Origin of the sequence: Lacrimispora indolis DSM 755, from assembly GCF_000526995.1 — a bacterium.
Lineage (GTDB): Bacteria > Bacillota > Clostridia > Lachnospirales > Lachnospiraceae > Lacrimispora > Lacrimispora indolis.
Map to the genome: position 1 here is coordinate 2,660,060 of NZ_AZUI01000001.1, position 22,520 is coordinate 2,682,579.

Annotated in this window: 22 protein-coding genes; 17 read left to right on the forward strand and 5 right to left on the reverse strand. The window is 43.2% G+C overall.

From position 1 onward, the window contains the following. Positions 1–125: 125 nt before the first annotated feature. Complete coding sequence (gene leuA / locus K401_RS0112785) at positions 126–1,793, forward strand: 2-isopropylmalate synthase (protein ID WP_024293320.1); 1,668 nt, start codon at positions 126–128, stop codon at positions 1,791–1,793. Positions 1,794–1,857: 64 nt separating this feature from the next. Here leuA and K401_RS0112790 read toward each other — a convergent pair whose 3' ends face one another. Further along, positions 1,858–2,865 carry a LacI family DNA-binding transcriptional regulator gene (locus tag K401_RS0112790; protein WP_024293321.1) on the reverse strand — a complete coding sequence of 336 codons (1,008 nt, stop codon included), beginning with the start codon at positions 2,863–2,865 and terminating at the stop codon, positions 1,858–1,860. Between the two features lie 282 nt (positions 2,866–3,147). Here K401_RS0112790 and K401_RS0112800 point away from each other — a divergent pair, with 282 nt between their 5' ends. The 5 genes from K401_RS0112800 (at position 3,148) to K401_RS0112820 (ending at position 8,922) form a co-directional block, all read left to right on the forward strand. Continuing rightward, on the forward strand, positions 3,148–4,194 hold the full coding sequence (locus K401_RS0112800; RefSeq protein WP_024293322.1) for a Gfo/Idh/MocA family protein: 1,047 nt from the start codon (positions 3,148–3,150) through the stop codon (positions 4,192–4,194). A gap of 1 nt (position 4,195) precedes the next feature. After that, positions 4,196–5,110 (forward strand): sugar phosphate isomerase/epimerase family protein, encoded by a 915-nt coding sequence (locus tag K401_RS0112805; RefSeq protein WP_024293323.1) that lies wholly within the window; start codon positions 4,196–4,198, stop codon positions 5,108–5,110. A 59-nt stretch (positions 5,111–5,169) separates the two neighbouring features. Next, positions 5,170–6,306, forward strand: coding sequence for a substrate-binding domain-containing protein (locus K401_RS0112810; protein WP_024293324.1), 1,137 nt, complete (start codon positions 5,170–5,172; stop codon positions 6,304–6,306). A 77-nt stretch (positions 6,307–6,383) separates the two neighbouring features. Continuing rightward, a complete protein-coding gene (locus K401_RS0112815) occupies positions 6,384–7,883 on the forward strand; it encodes a sugar ABC transporter ATP-binding protein (RefSeq protein ID WP_024293325.1) in 1,500 nt (499 codons plus the stop codon). A 4-nt stretch (positions 7,884–7,887) separates the two neighbouring features. Then, the gene (locus tag K401_RS0112820) at positions 7,888–8,922 is read left to right on the forward strand and encodes an ABC transporter permease (RefSeq protein ID WP_024293326.1); all 1,035 of its coding nucleotides are present in this window, start codon (positions 7,888–7,890) and stop codon (positions 8,920–8,922) included. 371 nt (positions 8,923–9,293) lie between these two features. On the opposite strand, the gene K401_RS0112825 is transcribed toward K401_RS0112820, so the two are convergent. The 4 genes from K401_RS0112825 to K401_RS0112840 all read right to left on the reverse strand — a co-directional run bounded on the left by K401_RS0112825 (position 9,294) and on the right by K401_RS0112840 (position 12,251). Then, positions 9,294–9,854: an accessory gene regulator ArgB-like protein gene (locus tag K401_RS0112825; protein WP_024293327.1), complete on the reverse strand. Its 561-nt coding sequence runs from the start codon at positions 9,852–9,854 to the stop codon at positions 9,294–9,296. 28 nt (positions 9,855–9,882) lie between these two features. Next, the gene (locus K401_RS31230; protein WP_242837819.1) at positions 9,883–10,035 is read right to left on the reverse strand and encodes a cyclic lactone autoinducer peptide; all 153 of its coding nucleotides are present in this window, start codon (positions 10,033–10,035) and stop codon (positions 9,883–9,885) included. A gap of 150 nt (positions 10,036–10,185) precedes the next feature. Next, positions 10,186–11,496, reverse strand: a complete 1,311-nt coding sequence (locus K401_RS0112835; RefSeq protein WP_024293328.1) for an ATP-binding protein — start codon at positions 11,494–11,496, stop codon at positions 10,186–10,188. A gap of 2 nt (positions 11,497–11,498) precedes the next feature. Next, positions 11,499–12,251: a LytR/AlgR family response regulator transcription factor gene (locus K401_RS0112840; RefSeq protein ID WP_024293329.1), complete on the reverse strand. Its 753-nt coding sequence runs from the start codon at positions 12,249–12,251 to the stop codon at positions 11,499–11,501. A 192-nt stretch (positions 12,252–12,443) separates the two neighbouring features. On the opposite strand from K401_RS0112840, the gene glf reads away from it, so the two are divergent. The 11 genes from glf to K401_RS0112895 all read left to right on the forward strand — a co-directional run bounded on the left by glf (position 12,444) and on the right by K401_RS0112895 (position 22,484). Continuing rightward, a complete protein-coding gene (glf, locus tag K401_RS0112845) occupies positions 12,444–13,544 on the forward strand; it encodes a UDP-galactopyranose mutase (RefSeq protein ID WP_024293330.1) in 1,101 nt (366 codons plus the stop codon). Positions 13,545–13,676: 132 nt separating this feature from the next. Continuing rightward, the gene (locus K401_RS0112850; RefSeq protein WP_024293331.1) at positions 13,677–14,009 is read left to right on the forward strand and encodes a PTS sugar transporter subunit IIA; all 333 of its coding nucleotides are present in this window, start codon (positions 13,677–13,679) and stop codon (positions 14,007–14,009) included. Further along, complete coding sequence (locus K401_RS0112855) at positions 14,006–14,329, forward strand: PTS sugar transporter subunit IIB (protein WP_024293332.1); 324 nt, start codon at positions 14,006–14,008, stop codon at positions 14,327–14,329. Before K401_RS0112850 ends, K401_RS0112855 begins: the two co-directional genes overlap by 4 nt. Positions 14,330–14,370: 41 nt before the next feature. Further along, on the forward strand, positions 14,371–15,729 hold the full coding sequence (locus K401_RS0112860) for a PTS sugar transporter subunit IIC (RefSeq protein ID WP_034620232.1): 1,359 nt from the start codon (positions 14,371–14,373) through the stop codon (positions 15,727–15,729). 9 nt (positions 15,730–15,738) lie between these two features. After that, entirely contained in the window at positions 15,739–16,263 is a 525-nt protein-coding gene (locus K401_RS0112865; RefSeq protein ID WP_330362262.1) for a GrdB-related putative oxidoreductase, read from the forward strand. A 12-nt stretch (positions 16,264–16,275) separates the two neighbouring features. Then, a complete protein-coding gene (locus K401_RS0112870) occupies positions 16,276–17,367 on the forward strand; it encodes a DUF871 domain-containing protein (RefSeq protein ID WP_024293335.1) in 1,092 nt (363 codons plus the stop codon). A 28-nt stretch (positions 17,368–17,395) separates the two neighbouring features. After that, complete coding sequence (locus K401_RS0112875) at positions 17,396–17,653, forward strand: HPr family phosphocarrier protein (protein WP_024293336.1); 258 nt, start codon at positions 17,396–17,398, stop codon at positions 17,651–17,653. A 20-nt stretch (positions 17,654–17,673) separates the two neighbouring features. Continuing rightward, positions 17,674–18,396 (forward strand): phosphoenolpyruvate-utilizing N-terminal domain-containing protein, encoded by a 723-nt coding sequence (locus K401_RS0112880; RefSeq protein ID WP_024293337.1) that lies wholly within the window; start codon positions 17,674–17,676, stop codon positions 18,394–18,396. Between the two features lie 147 nt (positions 18,397–18,543). Continuing rightward, positions 18,544–20,466, forward strand: coding sequence for a BglG family transcription antiterminator (locus K401_RS0112885; RefSeq protein ID WP_024293338.1), 1,923 nt, complete (start codon positions 18,544–18,546; stop codon positions 20,464–20,466). Between the two features lie 29 nt (positions 20,467–20,495). Then, on the forward strand, positions 20,496–21,524 hold the full coding sequence (locus K401_RS0112890) for a glycosyltransferase family 8 protein (protein ID WP_242842307.1): 1,029 nt from the start codon (positions 20,496–20,498) through the stop codon (positions 21,522–21,524). Positions 21,525–21,536: 12 nt separating this feature from the next. Beyond that, positions 21,537–22,484, forward strand: a complete 948-nt coding sequence (locus K401_RS0112895; protein ID WP_024293340.1) for a glycosyltransferase family 2 protein — start codon at positions 21,537–21,539, stop codon at positions 22,482–22,484. Positions 22,485–22,520: the final 36 nt, after the last annotated feature.

Sequence of the window (22,520 nt, forward strand, 5' to 3'; positions counted from 1 at the left end):
CCGACTCCAAAGCCTGTGATGATTTTTTATGAGACAGAACAAGGATATTTGTCCTGTTTCAGTAATGAATCCCGGCAGTCCGCCGGACAGGACAGATGATTAAATGATGATGGAGGAGATAAAACATGTTGAATTATCAAAGATATAAAAGAGTACCGGTAGTCAGTTATCCGGAGAGACAATGGCCGTGCAATGAGATTAAGAAAGCGCCGATCTGGTGCAGCGTTGATTTAAGAGATGGGAACCAGGCCCTTACAGAGCCAATGGTCGTGGAAGAGAAGATCGAGATGTTTGACCTGCTCATAAGACTGGGCTTTAAGGAGATTGAGGTTGGTTTTCCGGCAGCATCCCAGATTGAATATGATTTCTTAAGGCAGCTTGTGGAACGAAAGCTGATACCTGATGACGTGGTCATCCAGGTTCTGGTCCAGTGCAGGGAGCATTTGATCAAAAGGACTTTTGAAGCCCTTCAGGGAGTTAAGAAGTCAATTGTGCATATTTACAATTCTACTTCGACCCTGCAAAGGGATGTGGTTTTCAATAAGGGAAGAGACGAGATCAAGGAGATCGCTGTAAACGGTACGGAATGGGTGAAGCAGTATATGCAGGGCTTTGACGGAGAAGTAACCCTTGAATATTCTCCGGAAAGCTTTACGGGAACAGAGCTGGATTTTGCTCTGGATGTTTGTACAGCCGTTCAGGAAACCTGGGGTGCATCACCGGATAAAAAGATCATCTTTAATCTTCCTTCAACCGTGGAGATGACGACTCCCAACGTTTATGCAGATCAGATTGAATGGATGAATGCCCATTTCAAGAACCGGGACAGCATTATTTTAAGTGTTCACCCCCACAATGACCGGGGAACCGGCATTGCGGCCACAGAACTTGCCCTGCTGGCAGGAGCCGACCGGGTGGAAGGCACACTGTTAGGAAACGGTGAGCGGACCGGTAATGTGGACATTTTAACGGTGGCATACAATATGTTCTCTCAGGGGATCAATCCGGAGCTTCACATTGAAAATATCCGTGAGATCGTTGACGTATATGAGCGCTGCACCAAGATGGAGGTGGAGCCAAGACATCCATATGCAGGAAAGCTTGTTTTTACCGCTTTTTCCGGTTCTCATCAGGATGCCATCAACAAGGGCATGAAGGCCATGCGGGACAGGAACAATTCCTATTGGGAGGTTCCTTACCTGCCCATCGATCCGTCAGATATCGGCAGGCAGTATGAGCCTATTGTGCGGATCAACAGCCAGTCCGGCAAGGGCGGCGTAGCCTTTGTCATGGATACCTTCTACGGTTTCAAGCTTCCAAAGGGAATGCACAAGGAGTTTGCAGACGTGATTCAGGCCATTTCCGAGAGACAGGGTGAGGTAGCTCCCGAACAGATCCTTGATGAGTTCAGAAACCACTACACGGAGAAGAAAGAACCGATCCACTTCCGCAAATGCCAGATTACTGAGGCGGAGGACGAGGTGGAATTCTCAACCCTTGCCAAAGTCCGCTATACGGATCACGGCGTAGAGAAGATCTTCGAGGGAGTAGGAAACGGACCCATCGATGCGGTGCAGAAGGGCCTGGAAAAAGAACTTGGCATCGAGATCCGGGTTCTGGATTACTACGAGCATGCTCTTGCTTCCGGTTCCGGAGCACAGGCAGCTTCCTATATCCACCTGTTGGATGTGAAGACAGGAAAGGCTACTTATGGTGTGGGAATCAGTTCCAACATCACAAGAGCATCCATCCGCGGCATCTTCAGCGCGGTCAACCGGTTATTCTATTCATAAAAATATCAGGGCCAGCCTTTATAAAAAGGCTGGCCCTGTTTTGGCATTTTGGGTGAAAACCATATCAGATTTTTGCTGTGGATTCCCTGATCACCAGCTCTGCATCCAGGATCAGGGATTTGGGGGAGCTGGAGGGATTTTCCATCATTTCCAGCAGCATTTCACAGGCAGTATACCCAAGCTGTAAGCGGGGCTGGTTGACGGTTGTGATGGAAGGGCAGGTCATTGTGGAAAACTCTATGTTGTCAAAGCCAACCACCATAATATCCCTGGGCACATTGAGCTTAAACCGTTTTGCGGCCCTGATGACGGCGGCTGCAAAAATGTCGGAGGCCACAAAAAAGGCATTGGGCCTTGGCTCACTGTTTAGCAGGCGGCAGATGGCGGCATAGGCCATCTGGTAGTTGATCTCAGGAAGCTGTATGATCCAGTTTTGCGGCACGGAAATTTCCGCCTTTTTTAAGGCACTTAAATATCCTTCCTGCCGTTGTACTGCATATTTAAAGCTTAAGGGTCCGTTGATCAGGGCGATCTTATTGCAGCCGCAGTTGCATAAATATCCGGTGGCAGTTTCTGCTGCAGAGAAGTCGTCAATGCTGACATAGGGATATCCGGAGGCATCCTCGTTGTATTCGCAGCACTGCACCAAAGGGGTGATGGCGCGTATCTGTTTCAGCTGTTCTTCCGATGCCCGGTTTAAAAGAATAGAACCGGCGGCGTTGACCCGGTGGAGCAGGTTACAGAAGGTGCGGATGGAGCCTCGGTCCAGAGGGGATTCATTGATGAGCAAGTGGCAGCCATGGGCTTTTGCCGAAACTCTCGCCCCCTTTATGACCTCCTGGTAGAACACATTTTCAATTCCTGGAATATTCAAAACGATCAGCGGCTGTTCTTCGATGGACGGCGGAGCCGTGGATTCAAATGCATAACCAAGGGCGGCCATGGCGCTTTCCACCCGTTTGGCGGTATCGGCCTTTACCTGCTCCCTGTGGTTTAACACGCGGGAGACAGTGGCCGGTGAAACTCCTGCCTGTCTGGCAATTTCTTCAATTGTAATTTTCTCCTGTTTCATTCCCCGTTCTCCCTCAGTACGTTATTTACTTTGTTTATATCATGAGTAAGTCCTGTTGTAAATAAAAAGTTTTCATAACTTTGAAAACTTTTCAGAAAAGCAGGGGCATGATTGTGCAGATTGTTTATATTATCACAATAAAATATGGGGATAACATGGAAAAACTATTAATAACGCCCAAAAACTTGAAAAAAGACTGTGAAAATGTTAAAATCACCTTGAAAAAATGAAAGAAATGAAAGCCATATGAAAACCAATCGGAAGAGGAAAAGAGAGGAAGCTATGAAGGTAGGAATCATTGGGTGCGGCAGGATCGCACAGACGAGACATATCCCTGAATATGCGGAACATCCCGGAGCCCAGATCGTTGGCTATTATGATTTCAATGAGGAGAGGGCAAAGGAGCTGGCTGCAGTTCATGGAGGAAAGGTATATGATTCCGCAGATGCCCTGCTGGCGGACCGGGGAATTGATGCGGTGAGCGTTTGCACGGCCAATCACACTCATGCTGAGATTTCCGTCAAAGCTCTTCGGTCAGGTAAGCATGTGCTGTGTGAAAAGCCCATGGCAGTAAGCCTGGAGGAGTGCAGGGCAATGGTGCACGCTGCTGCGGAGAACAACCGGCAGCTGATGATCGGGCAGAATCAAAGGTTTGCCAGGGCACATGCAAGGGCAAAGGAGCTTCTTTCAGAGGGGCTGATCGGAAATGTCCTGACATTTAAGACCACATTCGGTCACGGAGGGCCGGAAACATGGAGCATAGACGGCGGCGCCAACAGCTGGTTTTTTGATAAAGAGAGGGCAGCCATGGGAGCCATGGCTGATTTAGGAGTCCATAAGACGGACTTAATCCAGTTCCTGCTGGGGCAGAAGGTAGCGGCTGTGACAGCCCGGATGCTTACACTGGATAAGAGAAACGGGGCAGGAGAGCTGATCGGCGTAGATGACAACGCCATCTGCATCTATGAAATGGAGCATGGCGCCATAGGAACCATGACTGCCAGCTGGACCTATTACGGCAGGGAAGATAATTCCACGGTTCTTTACGGAACCAAGGGGATCATGAAGATCTATGAGGATCCTGACCATTCCATTTCCGTTGTTTTAAAAAATGGGGAACAAATTTTATTCGACATCGATAAGATGCAGACCAATGACAATCAGACCAAATCCGGAATCATTGATGCATTTGTGGATGCCCTGGAAGCGGGGACAGAAGTGCCGGTCAGCGGGGCCGATGTGCTAAACGCCATGGAAGCCGTGTTTGCCTGCCAGGAGTCCAGCAGGGAGAAACGAAGGATTGTGATCAGGGAAAAGGGGGAGAGATAGAATGAAACTGGGATTTGTCAGCGCGATTCTGGCTGAATGGAACTTTGAGGAAATGATCGATACGGCGGCAGACATGGGGTTCCAGTGTGTGGAAGTGGCCTGCTGGCCCAGGGGAAAGGCGGAACGCAGGTATGCGGGCGTCAGCCACATTGACGTGGATTCTCTGACAGAGGAAAAGGCGGCATACATAGGGAACTACTGCAAAGAACGGAATGTAGAGATTTCCGCCCTTGCCTTTTATCCCAATGTAATGGAAGGGGATGAGGAAAAGAGGCAGGCTAATATTTCCCATCTAAAGAAAGTCATTGATGCCAGCGCTGTGCTGGGAGTCGGACTTGTGACCACCTTTATCGGCAGAGACCAGACAAAGACCGTGGAGGAGAACTTAGATCTGGTGAAAGAATTATGGCCGCCCATCCTTGCCCATGCAGAGGAAAAGGGGGTAAGAATCGCCATTGAAAACTGCCCCATGCTGTTTGGCAGAGAGCAGTGGCCAGGCGGGCAGAATCTGATGACAACGCCTGCGATCTGGGAAAAGATTTTTGAGATCCTGCCAAATGAAAACCTTGGGATTAATTATGACCCCTCTCATTTTATCTGGCAGATGATAGATTACATCCAGCCTCTTTACCAGTTTCAGAAGAAAATCTTCCACGTTCATTATAAGGACATTAAACTGTATGAAGATAAGCTGAAAAAAGTAGGTACCATGGCATATCCTCTGGCCTATATGTCACCCAAGCTTCCTGGTCTTGGCGATGTGGACTGGGGAAAATATGTCAGCGCATTGACGGATATCGGGTATGACGGGTTTACCTGCATTGAAGTGGAAGATCAGGCGTTTGAGGGCTCAAGAGAAAAGATCCTGGACAGCTTAAAGCTGTCTAAGAAATATATGGACCAGTTTATCATTTAGGTTGAGGTAGTAAAATTGCTTTAATAGAGAAGGAAAATGTAAAAGGAGGAATCAGTAATATGAAAAAAGCAGCAGCATTTATTTTGGCGGCATTGGTGGCGGTGGCAGGAACTGCATGTTCCCAGGTAAAACCGGCAGACACCACAACGGCAGCGGCAAAAGTAGAGACAACAGCAGAGACAACTTCAGCAGAGACTGCAAAAGAAACGGAAGCTCTTAAGGAAGGCGCCCATATTTATGTTCTTACCGTTCCTGAGGATCACGGCTGGACCGGTTCGGTGGCTACTTTTGCCAAAGAGAAAATCGAAGAGGTAAATGGGAAAGGCACCTACACAGCTGAGCTGATCACCTCTGCCAATGCGGCGGAACAGATCCGCAACATTGAGGATATCGTTTCCAAGGGAGAAAAAAATATTGCAATGGTCATCCAGCCCATCGACGATACGGTGCAGTCCGCCATTCAGGGCGTGATTGACGCAGGAATCCCTTATGTGGCCTTTGACCGGATCATTGACGGCGTGGCTGCTAAGGCTGTATCCAATGTAAAAGGCGACAATTCCGGTATTGGAGCAGGTGCAGCGGCATATTTCGTTTCCCTGGGACTTACACCGGGAGAAGCCATTTATGTGTATGAAGGCGACACCTCTTCCGTGACCACCTTAAGAGATGAAGGCTTTACTAAATATCTGACAGGGGAACTGGAATTCGGCGGAGAGACCATTGCAGACGATAAGAAATGGACACAGGATGATTTAAAATCCATTACATTTTCCGGCGCCATGAACTGGAGCCGTTCAGACACGAAAACCTCCTTTGAATCTCTTTTGGGAGACAGCAAAAACGCTGAGATCAAATGGTTCTATGCAGAGGATGACGAGCTGGCTATGGGAATCTTAGAGGCACTTTCCGGGGGCGGAATTGATGAGGCTACCAAGGAAACCTTCCTTTCCGGCAAACCGGTCATTACCGGCTGCGGAGGCCTTGACGAACTGTATGAAGTGCTTCGGGGAAAATCCTATCAGGATATCGCTTCAAAATGCGGCGGCATCATGTCCGTTACTTACAGCCCGTCCATGATCCAGACAGCCATTGAAGACATGGTAGATTATCTGGACGGAAAGCAGGTCACCCAGGATCACGTGATCGCCTGTGAAAACGTAACATCAGATAATGTAACTGAGTACCCATCCTTTTAGAATTAATGGTCTGAGGGGCAAAAGGGGCCGTTCATCGCTTAAGGAACGGCCCCTTTTATAAAACCGGAGGTTGAGATATGAGCTTATTGGAAATGAATGGGATCTGTAAAACATTTAACGGAATCCAGGTATTAAAAGGAGTCCGCTTAAAGGTGGAACAGGGGGAGGTCCATGCGCTGTTGGGAGAAAACGGGGCAGGGAAATCCACCCTGATGAATGTGCTGACAGGGGTGTTTCCCAAAGACAGCGGAACCATTGCATTTGACGGAAAAGAGATCCATACCATCACCATCAGACAGTCGGAGGAACTGGGAATTGCCTTTGTCCATCAGGAATTGAATTTATTTAATGATTTAAAAGTATATGAAAATATTTTTCTTGGAAAAGAGTACAAGAACAGGCTGGGAAAGCTGAACAAACAGAAGATGATGGAGGAAACAAAAGAGCTGTTTCATGAACTGGGAGTTGACATAAATCCCGGAGAACTGGTGGCTGATTTAAAGACCAGTCAGAAACAAATGCTGGAGATCGCGAAGGCTTTGTTCTTCAATGCCAAGCTGCTGATTTTAGACGAACCTACCACATCTTTAAACAATGAAGAAGTAAAGCATTTGTTCACCATTGTCAATCACTTGAAAAAGGCGGGAACTTCTTTTATTTTTATTTCCCATAAGATGCCTGAGATCTTTGAACTGGCTGACCGGTATACTGTATTCCGAAACGGGGAGTTCATAGGAGAAGGAGCCATAGGGGATACGACTCCGGAAGCGGTGACCGGACTGATGGTAGGAGAGACTTATTCTGCCGGGGAAGTCTATGAGAAGCGAAACCCTGGAGAAGTGGTGCTGGAGCTTAATGAGTTCTCAGGGCCAGGATTTGAACAGGTGTCTTTGCAGATCAAAAAAGGCCAGATCATCGGGCTGACCGGACTCCAGGGCTCCGGAAGCAGTGAGTTGATGCAGTGCATGTTCGGAGTCACAAGGTCTGTATCAGGGGAGATGAGGATCAGAGGCAAACGGGTGCCTTCCCATTCTATCCACAAAGCCATGAAGTCTAAAATTGCCATGCTGGCTTCCAACAGGAAAGAAAATTCCGTCATTCCTGATATGAACCTGCTGGAAAACATGTATCTGGCGGAACACACCTTGTCAGCGGCCAGGCCTCACATACGAAAACAGAGGGAAGAAGAGCGGTTTGAAAAGTATAAGGCCCTGTTAAATATCAAGGCCGGAAGCAGCCGGAATTCTATCATATCCTTAAGCGGGGGAAACCAGCAGAAGGTGTTTATTGCCAGGTGGCTGAATACTGATGCTGATATTCTGCTGTTTGATAATCCTACCCAGGGAATCGATGTGGGGGCCAAGGCAGAGATTTACAGGCTGATACTGGAAATGGCAAAAGAGGGAAAGACGATTCTCATCAATACCCTGGAAATACCGGAGATCCAGAAGGTAGCTGATTGCTGCGCAGTTTTTTATAACGGCAGGATCATCAAAATTCTGGAACACGAGGAAATCAATGAGACAACGGTCATGCTGTATTCCACAAATGCCGTGAACCAGGAAATAGGAGGATGAAGAGATGAAGGCAGGAGAAAAGAAAAGCGGAATGTCCCTGGGCGTTGTATCCAGATGGTGCGGGGAATTCAGCTTTATTATCGTGTTTGTGCTGATTTTTGCGGTGTATGCTTTAACCAGCAACGGGCTGACCTGGAGCGGGACCATGAATATTTTCCGTCATTCGGCAGTGGTGGGGATCATCGGCCTGGGAATGGGCCTGGTCTGCATGACAGGGGAAATCGATTTGTCCGTAGGTTCCATGCTGGCCTTAAACAGCGGGCTGTCGGTGATCCTGTTTAATATTACGGATAGTATTCTGGCCACATTGGTGTTTGCGCTTTTATTCGGTGCGGTCTGCGGTCTGATCAATGGCTTGTTGGTGGGCTACGTTAAAATGCCGGCCTTTATCGTCACTTTAGCTACCATGCTGATATTCCGTTCCTTTGCCCAATATATCTGTCAGCATATTGACAAAGCTCTGGCAGGCGGAGGCAGCAGCGTGTACCGGATGATCAAGGAGTTGTCTTCCTACCAGCCCTTTTACGGCCTGGGAAACGGAAAGGTTTTTACGGTTCCCATTGTGGGGCTGATCCTGATTTTGATCACGGCACTATTTGTTTACATAACTACCAGCACCAAGTATGGAAAAAAGGTCTATGCTGTTGGCAGCAATGCAAAGGGCGCTCTGATGGCAGGGATCAATGTGAGCCTGATGAAAGTGTCTGTATTTGTGCTTGGAGGAATTTTGACAGGGCTTGCCTCCTTTTTGTGGGTGGCCATGAATGCCTCCTCTGACCCGGCCACAACGGGAAACAGCTATGAAATGTATGCCATTGCAGCAGTGGTATTAGGCGGAATCAGCATGTCAGGAGGGAAAGGCAAATGCCTGGGAATCCTTTTTGGAGCCATGTCCTATACCATCATTGATAAGATCATCGTTGCACTGAAGATGGATTCCTTAATTAATGATGCCATTAAAGGGATCATTCTGATTCTGGTGATCGTAGTTCAGATTATAGGGCCGAGGATCAAGGAGAGGATGACGAGGCATAATTAACAGCCTTATAAATAGTATTGACGACGATAAGATAAGAGCAAAGGAAAGGAGTTTGTTGATGAGACCAGTGGGGAAGTTGGAATCATCAACAAATTCCCTTTTTTCATCCGTTAATTCTGCCCGGACGTTCCATCAGATAACCGGGATATTGAAAGGAGAATTCGATTTTCCCAGTGAGTTATGTATAAGGGGGATGGTTTTACTTTCATAAAAATTTATCTCAAGGACTTTTTTCTAGACATTTATACGCAAAAAAACTCAGAAGAATGGTTATATTTAGCGGTGGGGGAAAATGAGGATAAACTTCTCACAATTAAATCTATCCCTATAAAGTGGACTTGTGTCTATGTTATTGACACAAGTCCGCTTTGTCATTTTTTTCTTTGTTTTTCTACTATGATTGCAATTGCCGAAGCGGTAAGTCCGCAAATCAGCATTTTGCTGATATATACTTTATTAAATGCCCAAACTCCCCCTATTAATGCTCCAAGAACTACGACAACCATTCTGGACTTTTTTTTATAATATTGTACCTCTGAATGGTTCATGATTTTCCCCTCATTATCTATAGGAGCATAGAGATAGATAATGATAGAAGCCAGCAGCCAGCTTATAATATAGATCTGATCACTCATATTTTGTCTGTAAAACAGCAGGCTGGAAAAAACCGTAAAACATGATACCATGTAGCAGCCCGTTCTCGTCTTGGCGTGATAACCGCCTGCATTTTCCCGTATTGGAATAAATGTACATGCCATAACAAATAAGTCAAAAACTTGCTGCATCATGACTGCAATGGTTATATAAGAAATATAATGTATCATTTTTAGAAGCAAACATTCTATACCAAAATCATAGATATCCTGTTCCGATTCTGAAATAATACCATCTTTGACCATGCTTTTTGATATGTAGCCAACTATTTTTTTCATTATTTCATCAATTTATTGAATATGAAATTTAATTAATTGTTTTTTTGAATTTTGTGACGCTCTCAGGCATCTTGGGTTGATACCCTATACAAATACAAGCTGAATTTGCCTCCTTTTTGGACGTTGATAATGCTGCCTTTGAAAGTAAAGTTAATGCTGTTTCTTTTAAGTTTTTCATCATTTTTATCTTCCTTTCCTTTTTTTAAAAACTATAATTTTATTATAGCCAAATGCTGCCTGCTTTCAATGTTTAAAACACGAAAGACAGTTTTTTTGCACGAGGTAGGCACTTCATCTGTAAACGGTCAATCCGGGCTCAATCCGGATGTAACTACATATTTATCAGTACATTGCACTGAAATATTCCATTTTCACTGCTAAGATTCATAGAACCATCGTACTTTACTACTGCACGCTCAACATTGCTTAATCCGATTCCGTGATTTGCTCCCTTTTGAGATACCGGCCTGCCTTCGCTCCATCTGACTATATTATTTGAAGTGTTTTCAACCTTGATTGCAATCATTTCGTAGTAAGGACTGATTTTCAGCCTTATCCATGGAGAGCCGTTTACTTGTTCACAAGCTTCTATGGCATTATCCAGTAAATTACCAAAGATTGTAGTAATATCCATAGGATTCATAAAGCTTAAATCAACATTGCCTATTTCATATTGTAAATCTATATGTAGCTTTCCTGCATTTTGTATTTTTTCATTTAAGAGGATATTTAAAATACCATTATTGGTAAGCTGCTTTGGGAGTAAAGGTTTTAAGATGGTATTGATCTCTTTAATATAATTAATTGTACCTTCTTTATCATCTCCATGATACAACCCTTCCATTACCGCTATATGCTTGTTGACATCATGAAGTATACGAAGAGATTCCTGATGATTCTTTTCCTGGTGTAAATAATATTTATACTGCATAGTCGCCTGCTGTTCCAATAATTCCAATTTTACCTTTAGCTGATAATTATCCTCCATAAATCGTATAAAATATAAAAAATACATATCTGCAAATATTATAAATCCCAAGTTGATCAGCAAAATAAAACTCATACTCTCGCCCTTGATTTTTCCATATGAAACGCCTATTACAACCATGTTCATAAAACTGTAAATAGTAATTATAAAATGAAGTATATATTGAGTTTTGGTGAATTTGACTTTCTCGTTTTTCCCCCATATAGGAGAAATAAATATATAATACATAAACAAAAGTACAATCATTGAAAATGTCATATTAAGAAAATTTTTCACCTCTGGCTCCAAAAGAGGCATATGCATTTTCCAGAATATAAATTCAAGTAAAGTTACTCCTACAGCTTCGCACACTGCAAATACCAAAACCATTATTTCCGCTTCCAAAACCCTTCGTATCGGTTTATCAAAATCATCAAAATATAAGAAATAACTTACTAAGCCATATAAGACAACCCAACTAAGCATATTAACCAATGGCTGCTGCAACAAATTGATGGCCATTAAAAATATACTGACGGATATTTGAACCAAAAAGTAGAACGGTTTATTTTGAAATACTTTTTTATGCCTGCTGCCTATAAATTGAAATATTACTATAGTTGTAACCAGACATGATATTATGATTCCAAATAAAAACAATATGTTATTTTCCATTATTAAATACTCCTGTGAACATAATCATTTAGCTGCTCTTTAAAGGCAATTACGCGCTTTTGTGATAATGGTAATATTTCTCCCGTATTCAAATAGACCATATCCCCTTTTACCTTAGACACATGTTCAAAGTTTACAATCACCCCACGGTAGCAGGTGCCAAATCCGTATATTTCCATCCTTTGCTCCACATCTGCTATCGTCCCAAAATACTCGTACGTTTTTTTTGTTGTTTTTACTCTGATTTTACGTGCAGTTTTTACATATTCAAAATAAAGGATTTTTGAAACAGTTACTTTAATTGCCGGGTATTCTTTTTTTCCACTCTTACTTATTTCTGTAGCATTAGACAACACAATTTCTATATCATTTCCTCTGTCCAATCCTATAACTTGTACCAGTTCACTGATATGATTTATTAACTGCTCCTTTTCAACAGGTTTGGGTAAATAGGCAAATGCATGTGCACGGTTAATTGCATCATTGCAGTATCCATTATAACCTGTAATATAAATGATCCTGATTTTTCTGTTTCTTTGGTATAGTTTCATTCCTGCTTCGATCCCATTCATTCCTCCCATAGATATATCCAGAAAAACAAAATCAAAGTTTATAGAGGAGGTTATCAGTTCCTCTCCGGAAAGAAATACTTGAATGCTGTAAAGAATTCCATGATCTTTCATAAATTCTTCCACAAGTTCTTTAATTACCGCAGCTTCATTCAATTCATCATCACAAATTGCTACTTTAAACATACCTTCAACCTCCTAAAGCATTATCCTTTTAATTTAGCAAGTATAATGATATTCTACCTCCAATAACCTAGAATTGGCAAATAAACCTCTTATATATTGATCCTGATGAAGTAAATAAGCACATACATTTACTTTTCCAGGTGATTTTAGTATAATGTAGACAGTTTATAACCGAGACAGGAGAAAGAAACCATGAAAAAATATGATTATGTATTGGTAGGCAGCGGCCTCTATTCCGGCGTTTTCGCATACCTGGCAAGGCAAAAAGGAAAAAAGTGCCTTGTGGTAGAGAAAAGGGACCACATGGGCGGCAACATTTACTGCGAGGAAACAGAAGGAATCCATGTACACCGTTACGGAGCCCATATTTTCCATACCAGCAATAAGAAGGTCTGGCAGTTTGTCAATGAACTGGCAGAGTTCAACCGTTATACCAACAGCCCGGTGGCAAATTACATGGGTGAAATGTACAACATGCCCTTTAATATGAACACCTTCAGCAAGATGTGGGGAATATCCACCCCTGCAGAGGCAAAGGCAAAGATCGAAGAGCAGAAAGCTTCCATAACCGGAGAACCCCAGAACCTGGAGGAGCAGGCCATCAGTCTTGTGGGCAGGGATATTTATGAAAAACTGGTGAAAGGCTATACAGAAAAACAGTGGGGCAGAGACTGCAAGGACCTCCCTGCCTTTATCATCAAACGCCTTCCCGTTCGATTTACCTATGACAACAATTATTTCAATGACTTATACCAGGGAATTCCCATAGGCGGATACAATGTGATCATTGAAAAGCTGTTTGAGGGCTGCGACGTGGAAATGGGTGTGGATTATCTGGAAAATAAAGAATATTATGACGGGCTGGGAGAACGGGTGATTTATACGGGAACCATTGATGCTTATTATGGATATCAGTTCGGAAAGCTGGAGTACCGTAGCCTGCGTTTTGAAACCCAGGTGGTAGATACGGACAATTACCAGGGAGTGGCTGTGGTCAATTATACAGACAGGGAAACACCTTATACCAGGATCATTGAACACAAGCATTTTGAGTTTGGAACCCAGCCAAAGACTGTGATCACGCGGGAGTACTCGGAAACGTGGCTGGAAGGCATGGAACCGTATTATCCTGTTAATGATGAAAGGAACCAGATATTATATAAAAAGTATGCTGCTCTGGCTGATAAAGAGCCGCGTGTAATTTTTGGCGGCCGTCTGGGAGAGTATAAATATTATGATATGGACAAGGTGATTGAGTCAGCCATGGATAAGGTAAAAACTGAATTAATGTAAAAATTTTGCAAGAAAGACTGCTGAACCGGAAAACAGCAGTCTTTTTTTTCCTAGTGAGGGGAAAACAATGGGTAAGCATAAGGGCTATATAAAAGTTATACTTTTATCATTAAAACAGAAAGGGTAAGGAAGATGCAGGAACTGGAATTAAAATGCTTTCAGATCATTTCAGCGGCGGGGGTTGCAAAGTCTGACTTTATCGAAGCGATCAGCCAGATTAAGAACGGGGACATTTCCCGGGCAACAGAGCTGGTGAAAGAAGGAGAAAAAAGCTATGTGCAGGGGCATGATGCGCATACCGAATTGCTGGCGCTGAAGGATGCGGCGGAATCCATAAATTCTATGGTTCTTGTGATGCACGCAGAGGATCAGCTGATGGCGGCAGAATTATATAAGACCTTGTTTATGGAATTTAAAAGTGTCTATGGAAAATTATCAGAACTGGAAAAAGAGGTGGGGAAATGAAGCGGATTTATCTGTTTTGCAGTGCGGGAATGTCTACCAGTATGCTGGCAGGAAATATGCAGGAGGTCGCGGATGAACACAAGATACCGGTAGAAGTGAAGGCTTTTTCAATCGCAAAAATGGAAGAGATTTATGAAAAACTGCATCCAGACTGTATCCTGCTGGGGCCGCAGGTGAAATTTCTGTATTCTGACACCAAAAATATTTATGAAAAAAGGAATACACCAGTCGGCGTAATTGATGCAAAGGATTACGGAATGATGAATGGGGAAGCTGTATTAAAATATGCAGTTAAATTAATTAAAAGGGGAATTTCATAGAACAGGAAGGATCATCAAAACAAGATAAGGAGAGGGAAAATATGAATAACAAATTAATGGAAAAATTAGAATCCAGGTTAATGCCCGTTGCCCAGGTTATAAGTAAGAACAAATATCTGCTGTCCATAAGAGATGGATTTTTGATCAGTATGCCTCTGCTGGTTGTGGGTTCATTCTTTATGCTGATTGCAAACTTTCCGATTCAGCCATGGATCGATTTGCTGAAAAATACCTATATCAGCGGAGAATCTATATCATCAGTCTTATCGGTAGTAACAGACGCCACATTCTCTTTGATGGCTGTTTTTGTTGTTATGGGTATCGGATATAATTATGCAAAGTATGAGGAGACAAACAAAATATTCGGTGCGGCAGTTGCACTGATGGGCTGGTTTATGCTGATGCCTCTGACCACCTCTTTCATTCCGGAAGGATCGGAAAAAGTCTATGAGGTTGCAAGCATTCCCCTAAACTGGGTTGGGTCAAAAGGTATTTTTGTGGGAATATTATGTGCTATATTCTCGGTAAAGATATATAAACGGATCGAAAAAAAAGGCTGGGTCATCCGTATGCCAAAAGGAGTGCCTCCAACAGTGGGACAGTCATTTGCAGCTCTTTTACCTGCCGCGATTGTAGCAGCAGCATTTTTGGTTATTCATATTATTTTTTCATTTACACCCTGGAACAATGCATTTGATTTTATTTTTAATATTCTTCAGATGCCGCTGCAACAGGTTGGGGATTCATTGGGGGCCATGCTGGGAGTCTACTTTTTTGCCCACATTCTATGGCTTTTCGGTATACACGGAACAAACATCACAGATTCTGTATTCCGTCCCATTTTATACGCTTTATCTGCGGAAAATCTAAGTGCTTTGCAGGCCGGACAGGAGCTTCCGCACATTATCAATGTTCAGTTCCAGGATTTATTTGCAACCTATGGAGGCGGTGGTTCCACTCTATCCATGCTGATTATCATGTTCTTTTTCTGCAAATCAAAAAGAATCAAGGAGTTAGGAAAACTGTCCATTATACCGGCCATATTTGGCATTAATGAACCAATTATTTTTGGTTTACCAGTGGTTTTGAACCCGGTGATTGCGGTTCCATTTGTAATTGTTCCCATGTTCAATATTATCGTCACCTATTTCTGCATGAGCATGGGCATCGTACCGATCTGCAACGGGGTTGTAATGCCATGGACCACACCGCCTATCATTTCGGGATTTCTGTCTTCCGGGTGGCAGGGAGCTCTTCTCCAGACAGTACTGATCGCATTAGGAGCAATGATTTATATGCCTTTTGTAAAATCAATGGATAAGAATTATATCATGGAAGAATCAGGCAGTAAAGCCGATGGAGAAGAAATATCACTGGATGAACTGTCCTTTGATGATTAGGAGTATGTTATGATTAAGATAGTTATGATTTATGATCAGATCCAAGCCGGACTTGGTACAAAAACAGATACTATGATCCCACTTGGAGCTAAAAACGTGCCCATAGGGCCAAGTATCATGATGGAGCGATTTCTAAAGGAATATGACGAGAAGGTTATAGCCTGCTTTTTCTGCGGAACAGGAACCTATTTTGAAAACGGCCAGGAGATCAGCCGCAAAATATGCAATAAGATCGAAATGATCAAACCGGATGTGGTTCTTTGCGGACCTGCATTTGATTATAAGGATTATGCAAAGATGTGTGCGGAATTGGCTTACGGGATCAATGACCGGACATCAGTGCCGGCTTTTGCTTCCATGGCAAAGGAGAACGAAGAGGTAATTGCTGCATTTAAAGAAAAGGTGAATATTGTGAAATGCCCCAAAAAGGGAGAAACAGAACTGAATAAAAGCCTGAAAAACATGTGCAGTATGGCAAAAATATTAGCAGAGAAGTCAGTACCAAAGGACCAGTACAAAGATTATGTTTATTAGAAAGGAATACACATGCATAGATTTGGTATATCCGTTTATCCGGAACATTCTACACCTGAAAAGGACATGGATTACATAGAGTTGGCGGCAAAATACGGTTTTACAAGAATATTTACCTGCCTTCTGTCAGTAGAAGAACCTCCACAGACTATTGTGGATCATTTCGGAAGCTGGATCAGGAAGGCAGCTGAATTGGGATTTACGGTTGGTGTGGATACCAACCCGGAAGTATTTACCTATTTGAACGCAAAGCCTGATGATTTAAAGATATTTGCAGATATGGGGGTAAAGATCATCCGTCTGGATGGGCATTTCAGCGACCGTGAGGATATTGCCCTGACGCACAACCCTTATGGAATCGCTATTGAGTTCAATGCCAGCTCCAACATAAGCCTGGATCTGATGCTGGAGCGCGGCGCTGATATACATAATATGGTCACATGCCATAATTTTTATCCGCAGAAGTATACCGGTCTGGGCTGGGAACGGTTCATGAAGTTTACCAATCAGTATAAAAATTCAGGAATGCCCGTTTCTGCGTTTGTATCCAGTAATAACCGGGGCACCTTTGGCCCTTGGCCTGTCTATGAAGGGCTGGTAACCTGTGAAATTCACAGAGGCCTGCCCATTGACCTGCAGGCCAGACATTTACTGGCAACCGGAAAAATCGATGACATATTGATCGGAAATGCATTTGCGGCTGAAGAGGAATTACGGGCACTGTCCCGGATTGATACAAGCAGGATCACGTTACGCATAGAAACGGAAGAAGATATTCTGCCGGAAGAGGAGAGAATCTTATACTCCTATTCCCACTTCGACCGGGTTGATGCTTCCGATATTTTCATCCGCAGCAGTATGGGAAGAAAGGATTTCAGGAATGTGGGAATACCGGAAAGAAAATGTACCAAGACTGTGCTAAAGCCAGGTGACATAGTGATAGTCAATGACCGTTTGTCTCATTACAGAGGTGAGATGCAGATCATTAAAAAAGAAATACCCTTACAGCCTTATTGGAATTACGTTGGCAAAGTAAAAGATGAAGAAAGAATGCTGTTAGATTTGCTGGAACCGGAATATTTATTTGGATTTATTAAGGAATAGTACACAGAAACCGGAGTTGGGAGGAACGATGAAAAAATTCAATTATACTATAAAGGATCAGCTGGGGCTTCATGCAAGACCTGTCAGTAACCTGGTGAAGATCCTTGAAAAATATAATATAGAGGCTGCCATCATAAAAGGAGACAAGTCTGCACAAGCAGATCATCTTCTTGCCCTGATGCAGTTGGGTGTAAAAAAAGGCGATACAATTACTGTTGAGATAGACGGACCAGACGAAGAATTTGCAGAGAAAGAAATTGAAACATTTTTTTGTGAAAGTCTGTAATGAGGTCAGGGAGTGATAGAATGAAAAAGTATTATGGTAATGCTACATCAGGGGGGATTGCGGTTGGTAAGATCAAGAAGCTGCAAAGAATATATATTCCTGATGATCTACATAAAATTACTGATACAGCACAGGAGAGAAAGCGGATTGAGGATGCAGTTTGCATGGTGGACCAGAGGCTGGAGCTTTTATATAAAAATGTATTGCAAATAGCCGGTGAAGAAAATGCGGAAATTTTTGCAATGCACCGGATGATACTGAAAGACAGAGAGTACCTGGAACAGATCTATCAATGCATAGAGGGGGAGAAAGAAAGTGCAGTAAAAGCAGTCCGGTCTGCTGAAGCAGTTGCCTCAGAAGAGTTCCGCCAGATGCCGGATGATTATATGAAGGAGCGGGCAATTGATATTGTGGATATATCCAGACAACTTATAGAAGTACTGACTAACAGGGAAAATGATGTGCAGTTAGAGGAACCGTCTATTATTGTCGCAGAAGACTTGACTCCAAGCCAGACAATGAGATTAAATAGAGATATGGTTCTGGCATTTGCAGCAAAACGAGGAAGCCGGAATTCCCATACTGCAATTCTGATCAGAATGCTGAAGATACCAGCAGTTTTAGGACTGGATTTCGATCTGGCTGATATCAGGGACCAGGAACCGGCATGTGTGGATGGGGATCATGGCACATTTGTGATTGATCCGGATGAAGAGGCTGGACAATTCGAAGTATATAAATAGGGGGAATACTTTCAGCTGGAACAGGAGAACAGAAAAACCAGAAAAGATATTTAACAACGTCGTTAAAAAAGTCGTTTGTTTTCAAGTGTTTGGAAGCAGACGGCTTTGGTTGGTTTTAAACAGGGTGCCATGATGGGGAGTGGGGTTATGTTGAACGACAGACAGGAAAAGATCATTTCTTTGCTAAGAAGTGAGAAAAAGTGGAAAACCGGACAGGAATTATCAGCGATTCTTAATGTTTCTGACAGAACCATACGTTATGATATTGAACGGATCAACAGCAGCAGAAAAACGGCGGTAATAGAGTCAAATATTAAATTCGGATACCGATTTTGCTTTCGTGCACTGGAAGAGTATAAGGGAAGTGAAGAAATAAGGATTCCCCAGACTACAGAACAGCGGTGTCTTTTTGTGATAAAAAAATTATTCTTCTGCTCGGATAAAATCAGCCTTTTTCAGTTGTCAGAGGAATTATGCATCAGTCAGAATACATTGGAAAAGGAGTTGCGGGAACTGAAAAAGCTGACTGATACATATGAATCCATAAAAATACTGCGTAAAAAAAATTGTGTCAGCCTGGAAGGAACGGAACAGGAGAAAAGAATATTTTACAGGGATTTGATCATTGACAAGCGTAAAAATAATATTCTGAATCTTGACAGCCTGAGTAAGGAGTTTGATGGAATTCCTGTTTCCATAATATCGGAGAAGCTTAGTATGTTATGGGAAAAGTATAAATATAGAATAAGAAAAGAAGAAATTCCCAAATTACTCATAAGCGTAGCAACAAGTCTGAAGAGGATGATTCGTGGAAAATACGTCAGCAAAGAGGAGGTAGAAGGCTGGAAAGACATGAAAAAGAGGTTTCCATTGGAATACCGGATGGCGGAAGATTTCTTTCGTGAAATGGAGCGTCAGTTTATTATTGGGAAATACGAGGGAGAAATTATATATCTGGCATCGCTGATTGCGGTAAAAAGGGAAGATATGATTCTGGAGGATCAGGACAGGATCGGCAATCCGGATCCGGACCTGAGTTTGCTTGCTGAAGATATTTTACAGGAGATAAAAAGAAATTTTAATACGAATTTATGCGATGATGAAGAACTGAAGGTGAGACTTGGAGCACTTGTATTGCAGATGATTGTCAGAAAACGAAAGAAAATAGATGTTTCTGATTTTTATACAGGTGAGATCAAAGGGAAATATCCTAAAATCTTTGAAATGGCAATCTGTGCCGGTAAAGTAATACAGGAGAAGAAAAAGATAAAGATTGATGAAGATGATATCAGTTATCTTGCACAGTATATCGGTGCCTCTTTAGAGAAGAGGGAGATCAGGAAGAAATACCGGGTACTGATGATTTATCCTATAAACCAGGCTTTGTCCAGTTTGTGTGTTGATAAGATTGAAAAAGTATTCCGGGAACGGATTTACATTGTAGACTGTCACAATTTTTTTGAAAGGAAAAAGGTACTCAATGCAAAGCCAGATCTGATTCTGACGACTCTTCCACTTCAGCATGACTTAAATATCCTTACTGTACAGATTTCTATTTTTGTGAGGATAGAGGATGAAGGAAAGATATTTCAGGCTTTGAATTATCTGGATGAGAAGAAGTATCAGGAAGATTTTACCAGAGGTGTTGCCTGTATCATAGAAAAACGGTTGTTCTTTACGGGCCTGGATTTCAAGACTCCGCTGGAGGTGATTGGTTTTCTGAGTCAGAAACTGGTACAGGCCGGAGTGGTGGATGAAACGTTTCAGGAAGAAGTTATAAAAAGAGAGCAGATGTCTCCCACATCTTTTGTGTATTCCTTCGCTGTGCCCCATCCCATTTTTTTGCAGAGCCGGGAATCGAAAATCGCGGTGGGGATACTTGAAAAACCAATTAAGTGGGGAGATTATTCTGTCAAGCTGGTTCTGATGCCCGCGATTAGTAAGAATGGGAGACATAATCTGAGTACTTTTTTCGAATGGCTGGGAAGTACTGCAAATGATTATCAGAAAATATCCTGTCTGATGAAATCTGAAAGCTATGAGGCATTTATGGAGAAGATAAACGAATGATACAATGAACCCCAGGCGGTTTACTTTTTATGCAGGATATAGTACAATACAACGGAAATGGAATGAGACCGGAGGACTTTATGAACGTTGTATATGCTTCAAATGACAATTATGCCAGACATCTGGCCGTATCCCTTTACTCCCTTCTGGATCACAACAGGGACATGGAGGACATCCATGTATACGTTTTGTCCATGAACCTGTCCGGGGAGACAAAAGATCAGCTTAAGAAGGTGACGGATGAATTCAGGCGGGAGCTGGCGGTCATAGAGCTTGGAAATTTAAAGGAGCGCTTTTCCTATGAAGTGGATACGGGAGGCTTTGATTTAAGCATTATGGCCCGGCTGTTCATTGGAGAAGTTCTCCCTGAGGAAACAGACCGGGTGCTGTATCTGGATTGTGATACTGTGGTGCTTTCCTCATTAAAAAGGTTGTGGGAAACGGATTTGAAAACCTTCCTTTTAGGTGCGGTGATGGAGCCTACCATTTATCCTTCTATTAAGGAAGAGATCGGTCTGTTACCATCGGAGCCTTATTATAATTCCGGAGTCCTTCTCATTGATATGATGCGCTGGAGAAAAGAGAATGCCCAGAAGCTGCTTCTGGATTTTTATTGTTCCAAGGGCGGAAAGCTGTTTGCTGGAGACCAGGATACCATTAACGGAGCGTTGAAAGGGCGGATAAAGCCCTTATCTCCCAGGTATAACTTTTTCACCAATTACCGCTATTACCGGTACAGCCATTTGGTAAGACTGTCTCCTGTTTATGGGAAGCTTAGGTCAAAAAGCTTTAAAGAGGCAAAAAAGCACCCCGCCATCCTGCATTTTATGGGGGATGAAAGGCCCTGGAAAGAGGGGAATTTAAACCATTACCGCAGGGCTTATGATCATTATCTCTCCCTCACCCCATGGGCCGGGGCGCCTAAGGAAAAGGGAAGCCGCCTTTATATGGCTGCCTATCATCTGATGGATTACGCCACCCTTGTATGTCCCCCTGTAAGGGACTTTGTGAGCGCCAGGTTTGGGATGCAGGTGATCAATTCCAGAAAGGGTTCTTAATGAGGAGCGGATATGAACATTAGCTGTATCATTCTCAATTATAATGACGCGGAAACCACCATAGGCCTGGTAAATTCCATAGTGAGTTACGAAATTCTGGATTCTGTTGTGGTCGTGGACAACTGTTCCACCGATGATTCCCCTTCAAAGCTTAAAGCAATTGCAGGCGGAAAGGTCCATTTTATCCTATCCGAAAGGAACGGGGGGTATGGATACGGCAATAATCTGGGAATCCGGTATGCATCCGAAACGCTTCATGCTACCCATGTGCTCATTGCAAACCCTGATGTTAAGGTTTCTGAGGGATGCATCCGGGCCATGAAGGACTCTTTTTTGAAAATAAGCAGGCTGGGAATTGCTGCGGCAGTAACCAGGGATGGGACAGGAGCTATTGCCCTGTCAAGCTGGCGGATCAACGGTCTGGTGGGAGACCTTCTGGATACAGGGCTTATTACCAGACGGCTTTTCGCCCACTGGCTTAATGAGCGGCCGGAATTAAAGGCGGATTTAAATAAGCCGCAGGGCGGGAACAGCCCGGGGGAATACCAGGATGCAAAAAAAGCCGGTCAGGAAAAAGAGAAAGAGCATTACGTTTACGTGGATGCGGTCCTTGGCTCTCTTTTTATGGCGGATATTCATGCCCTGATGGAATGCGGCCTTTATGATGAGGAAGTTTTTCTATATTATGAAGAAAAGATTCTGGGATTTCAGCTGAAGAAAAAAGGGTATGGGACGGTGCTTCTTTTGAATCAGTCTTATGTGCATCTTCATTCCGTGTCCATTGATAAAAGTGTGAAATCTATTTTAAGAAAACAGGCGATTCTTCATAAGAGCAAGCTTCATTATTATAAAAAGTATCTGGAAATTAACCGGTTTCAGGAATGCCTGGTAAAGGCTTTTCTGGGTTTACTCATGGGTGAAATCTGGTTTTTAACGAAAATTCTGGGATTGTCCTGGTAGGTTTTGTATTTGTGGGTCAAAAAGAGGAAAGGAGGA

Excerpts from the sequence above, each read along its gene's own strand:
- K401_RS0112835 (WP_024293328.1), bottom strand. The coding sequence starts at position 11,496 with ATGGAAAATAACATATTGTTTTTATTTGGAATCATAATATCATGTCTG.
- K401_RS0112810 (WP_024293324.1), top strand. The coding sequence starts at position 5,170 with ATGAAAAAAGCAGCAGCATTTATTTTGGCGGCATTGGTGGCGGTGGCA.
- K401_RS0112885 (WP_024293338.1), top strand. The coding sequence starts at position 18,544 with ATGTTGAACGACAGACAGGAAAAGATCATTTCTTTGCTAAGAAGTGAG.
- K401_RS0112855 (WP_024293332.1), top strand. The coding sequence starts at position 14,006 with ATGAAGCGGATTTATCTGTTTTGCAGTGCGGGAATGTCTACCAGTATG.
- K401_RS0112865 (WP_330362262.1), top strand. The coding sequence starts at position 15,739 with ATGATTAAGATAGTTATGATTTATGATCAGATCCAAGCCGGACTTGGT.
- K401_RS0112805 (WP_024293323.1), top strand. The coding sequence starts at position 4,196 with ATGAAACTGGGATTTGTCAGCGCGATTCTGGCTGAATGGAACTTTGAG.
- K401_RS0112875 (WP_024293336.1), top strand. The coding sequence starts at position 17,396 with ATGAAAAAATTCAATTATACTATAAAGGATCAGCTGGGGCTTCATGCA.
- K401_RS0112870 (WP_024293335.1), top strand. The coding sequence starts at position 16,276 with ATGCATAGATTTGGTATATCCGTTTATCCGGAACATTCTACACCTGAA.
- K401_RS0112820 (WP_024293326.1), top strand. The coding sequence starts at position 7,888 with ATGAAGGCAGGAGAAAAGAAAAGCGGAATGTCCCTGGGCGTTGTATCC.
- K401_RS0112825 (WP_024293327.1), bottom strand. The coding sequence starts at position 9,854 with ATGAAAAAAATAGTTGGCTACATATCAAAAAGCATGGTCAAAGATGGT.
- K401_RS0112880 (WP_024293337.1), top strand. The coding sequence starts at position 17,674 with ATGAAAAAGTATTATGGTAATGCTACATCAGGGGGGATTGCGGTTGGT.
- K401_RS0112815 (WP_024293325.1), top strand. The coding sequence starts at position 6,384 with ATGAGCTTATTGGAAATGAATGGGATCTGTAAAACATTTAACGGAATC.
- K401_RS0112895 (WP_024293340.1), top strand. The coding sequence starts at position 21,537 with ATGAACATTAGCTGTATCATTCTCAATTATAATGACGCGGAAACCACC.
- K401_RS0112790 (WP_024293321.1), bottom strand. The coding sequence starts at position 2,865 with ATGAAACAGGAGAAAATTACAATTGAAGAAATTGCCAGACAGGCAGGA.
- K401_RS0112860 (WP_034620232.1), top strand. The coding sequence starts at position 14,371 with ATGAATAACAAATTAATGGAAAAATTAGAATCCAGGTTAATGCCCGTT.
- leuA (WP_024293320.1), top strand. The coding sequence starts at position 126 with ATGTTGAATTATCAAAGATATAAAAGAGTACCGGTAGTCAGTTATCCG.
- K401_RS0112890 (WP_242842307.1), top strand. The coding sequence starts at position 20,496 with ATGCAGGATATAGTACAATACAACGGAAATGGAATGAGACCGGAGGAC.
- K401_RS0112800 (WP_024293322.1), top strand. The coding sequence starts at position 3,148 with ATGAAGGTAGGAATCATTGGGTGCGGCAGGATCGCACAGACGAGACAT.
- K401_RS0112850 (WP_024293331.1), top strand. The coding sequence starts at position 13,677 with ATGCAGGAACTGGAATTAAAATGCTTTCAGATCATTTCAGCGGCGGGG.
- K401_RS0112840 (WP_024293329.1), bottom strand. The coding sequence starts at position 12,251 with ATGTTTAAAGTAGCAATTTGTGATGATGAATTGAATGAAGCTGCGGTA.
- K401_RS31230 (WP_242837819.1), bottom strand. The coding sequence starts at position 10,035 with ATGATGAAAAACTTAAAAGAAACAGCATTAACTTTACTTTCAAAGGCA.
- glf (WP_024293330.1), top strand. The coding sequence starts at position 12,444 with ATGAAAAAATATGATTATGTATTGGTAGGCAGCGGCCTCTATTCCGGC.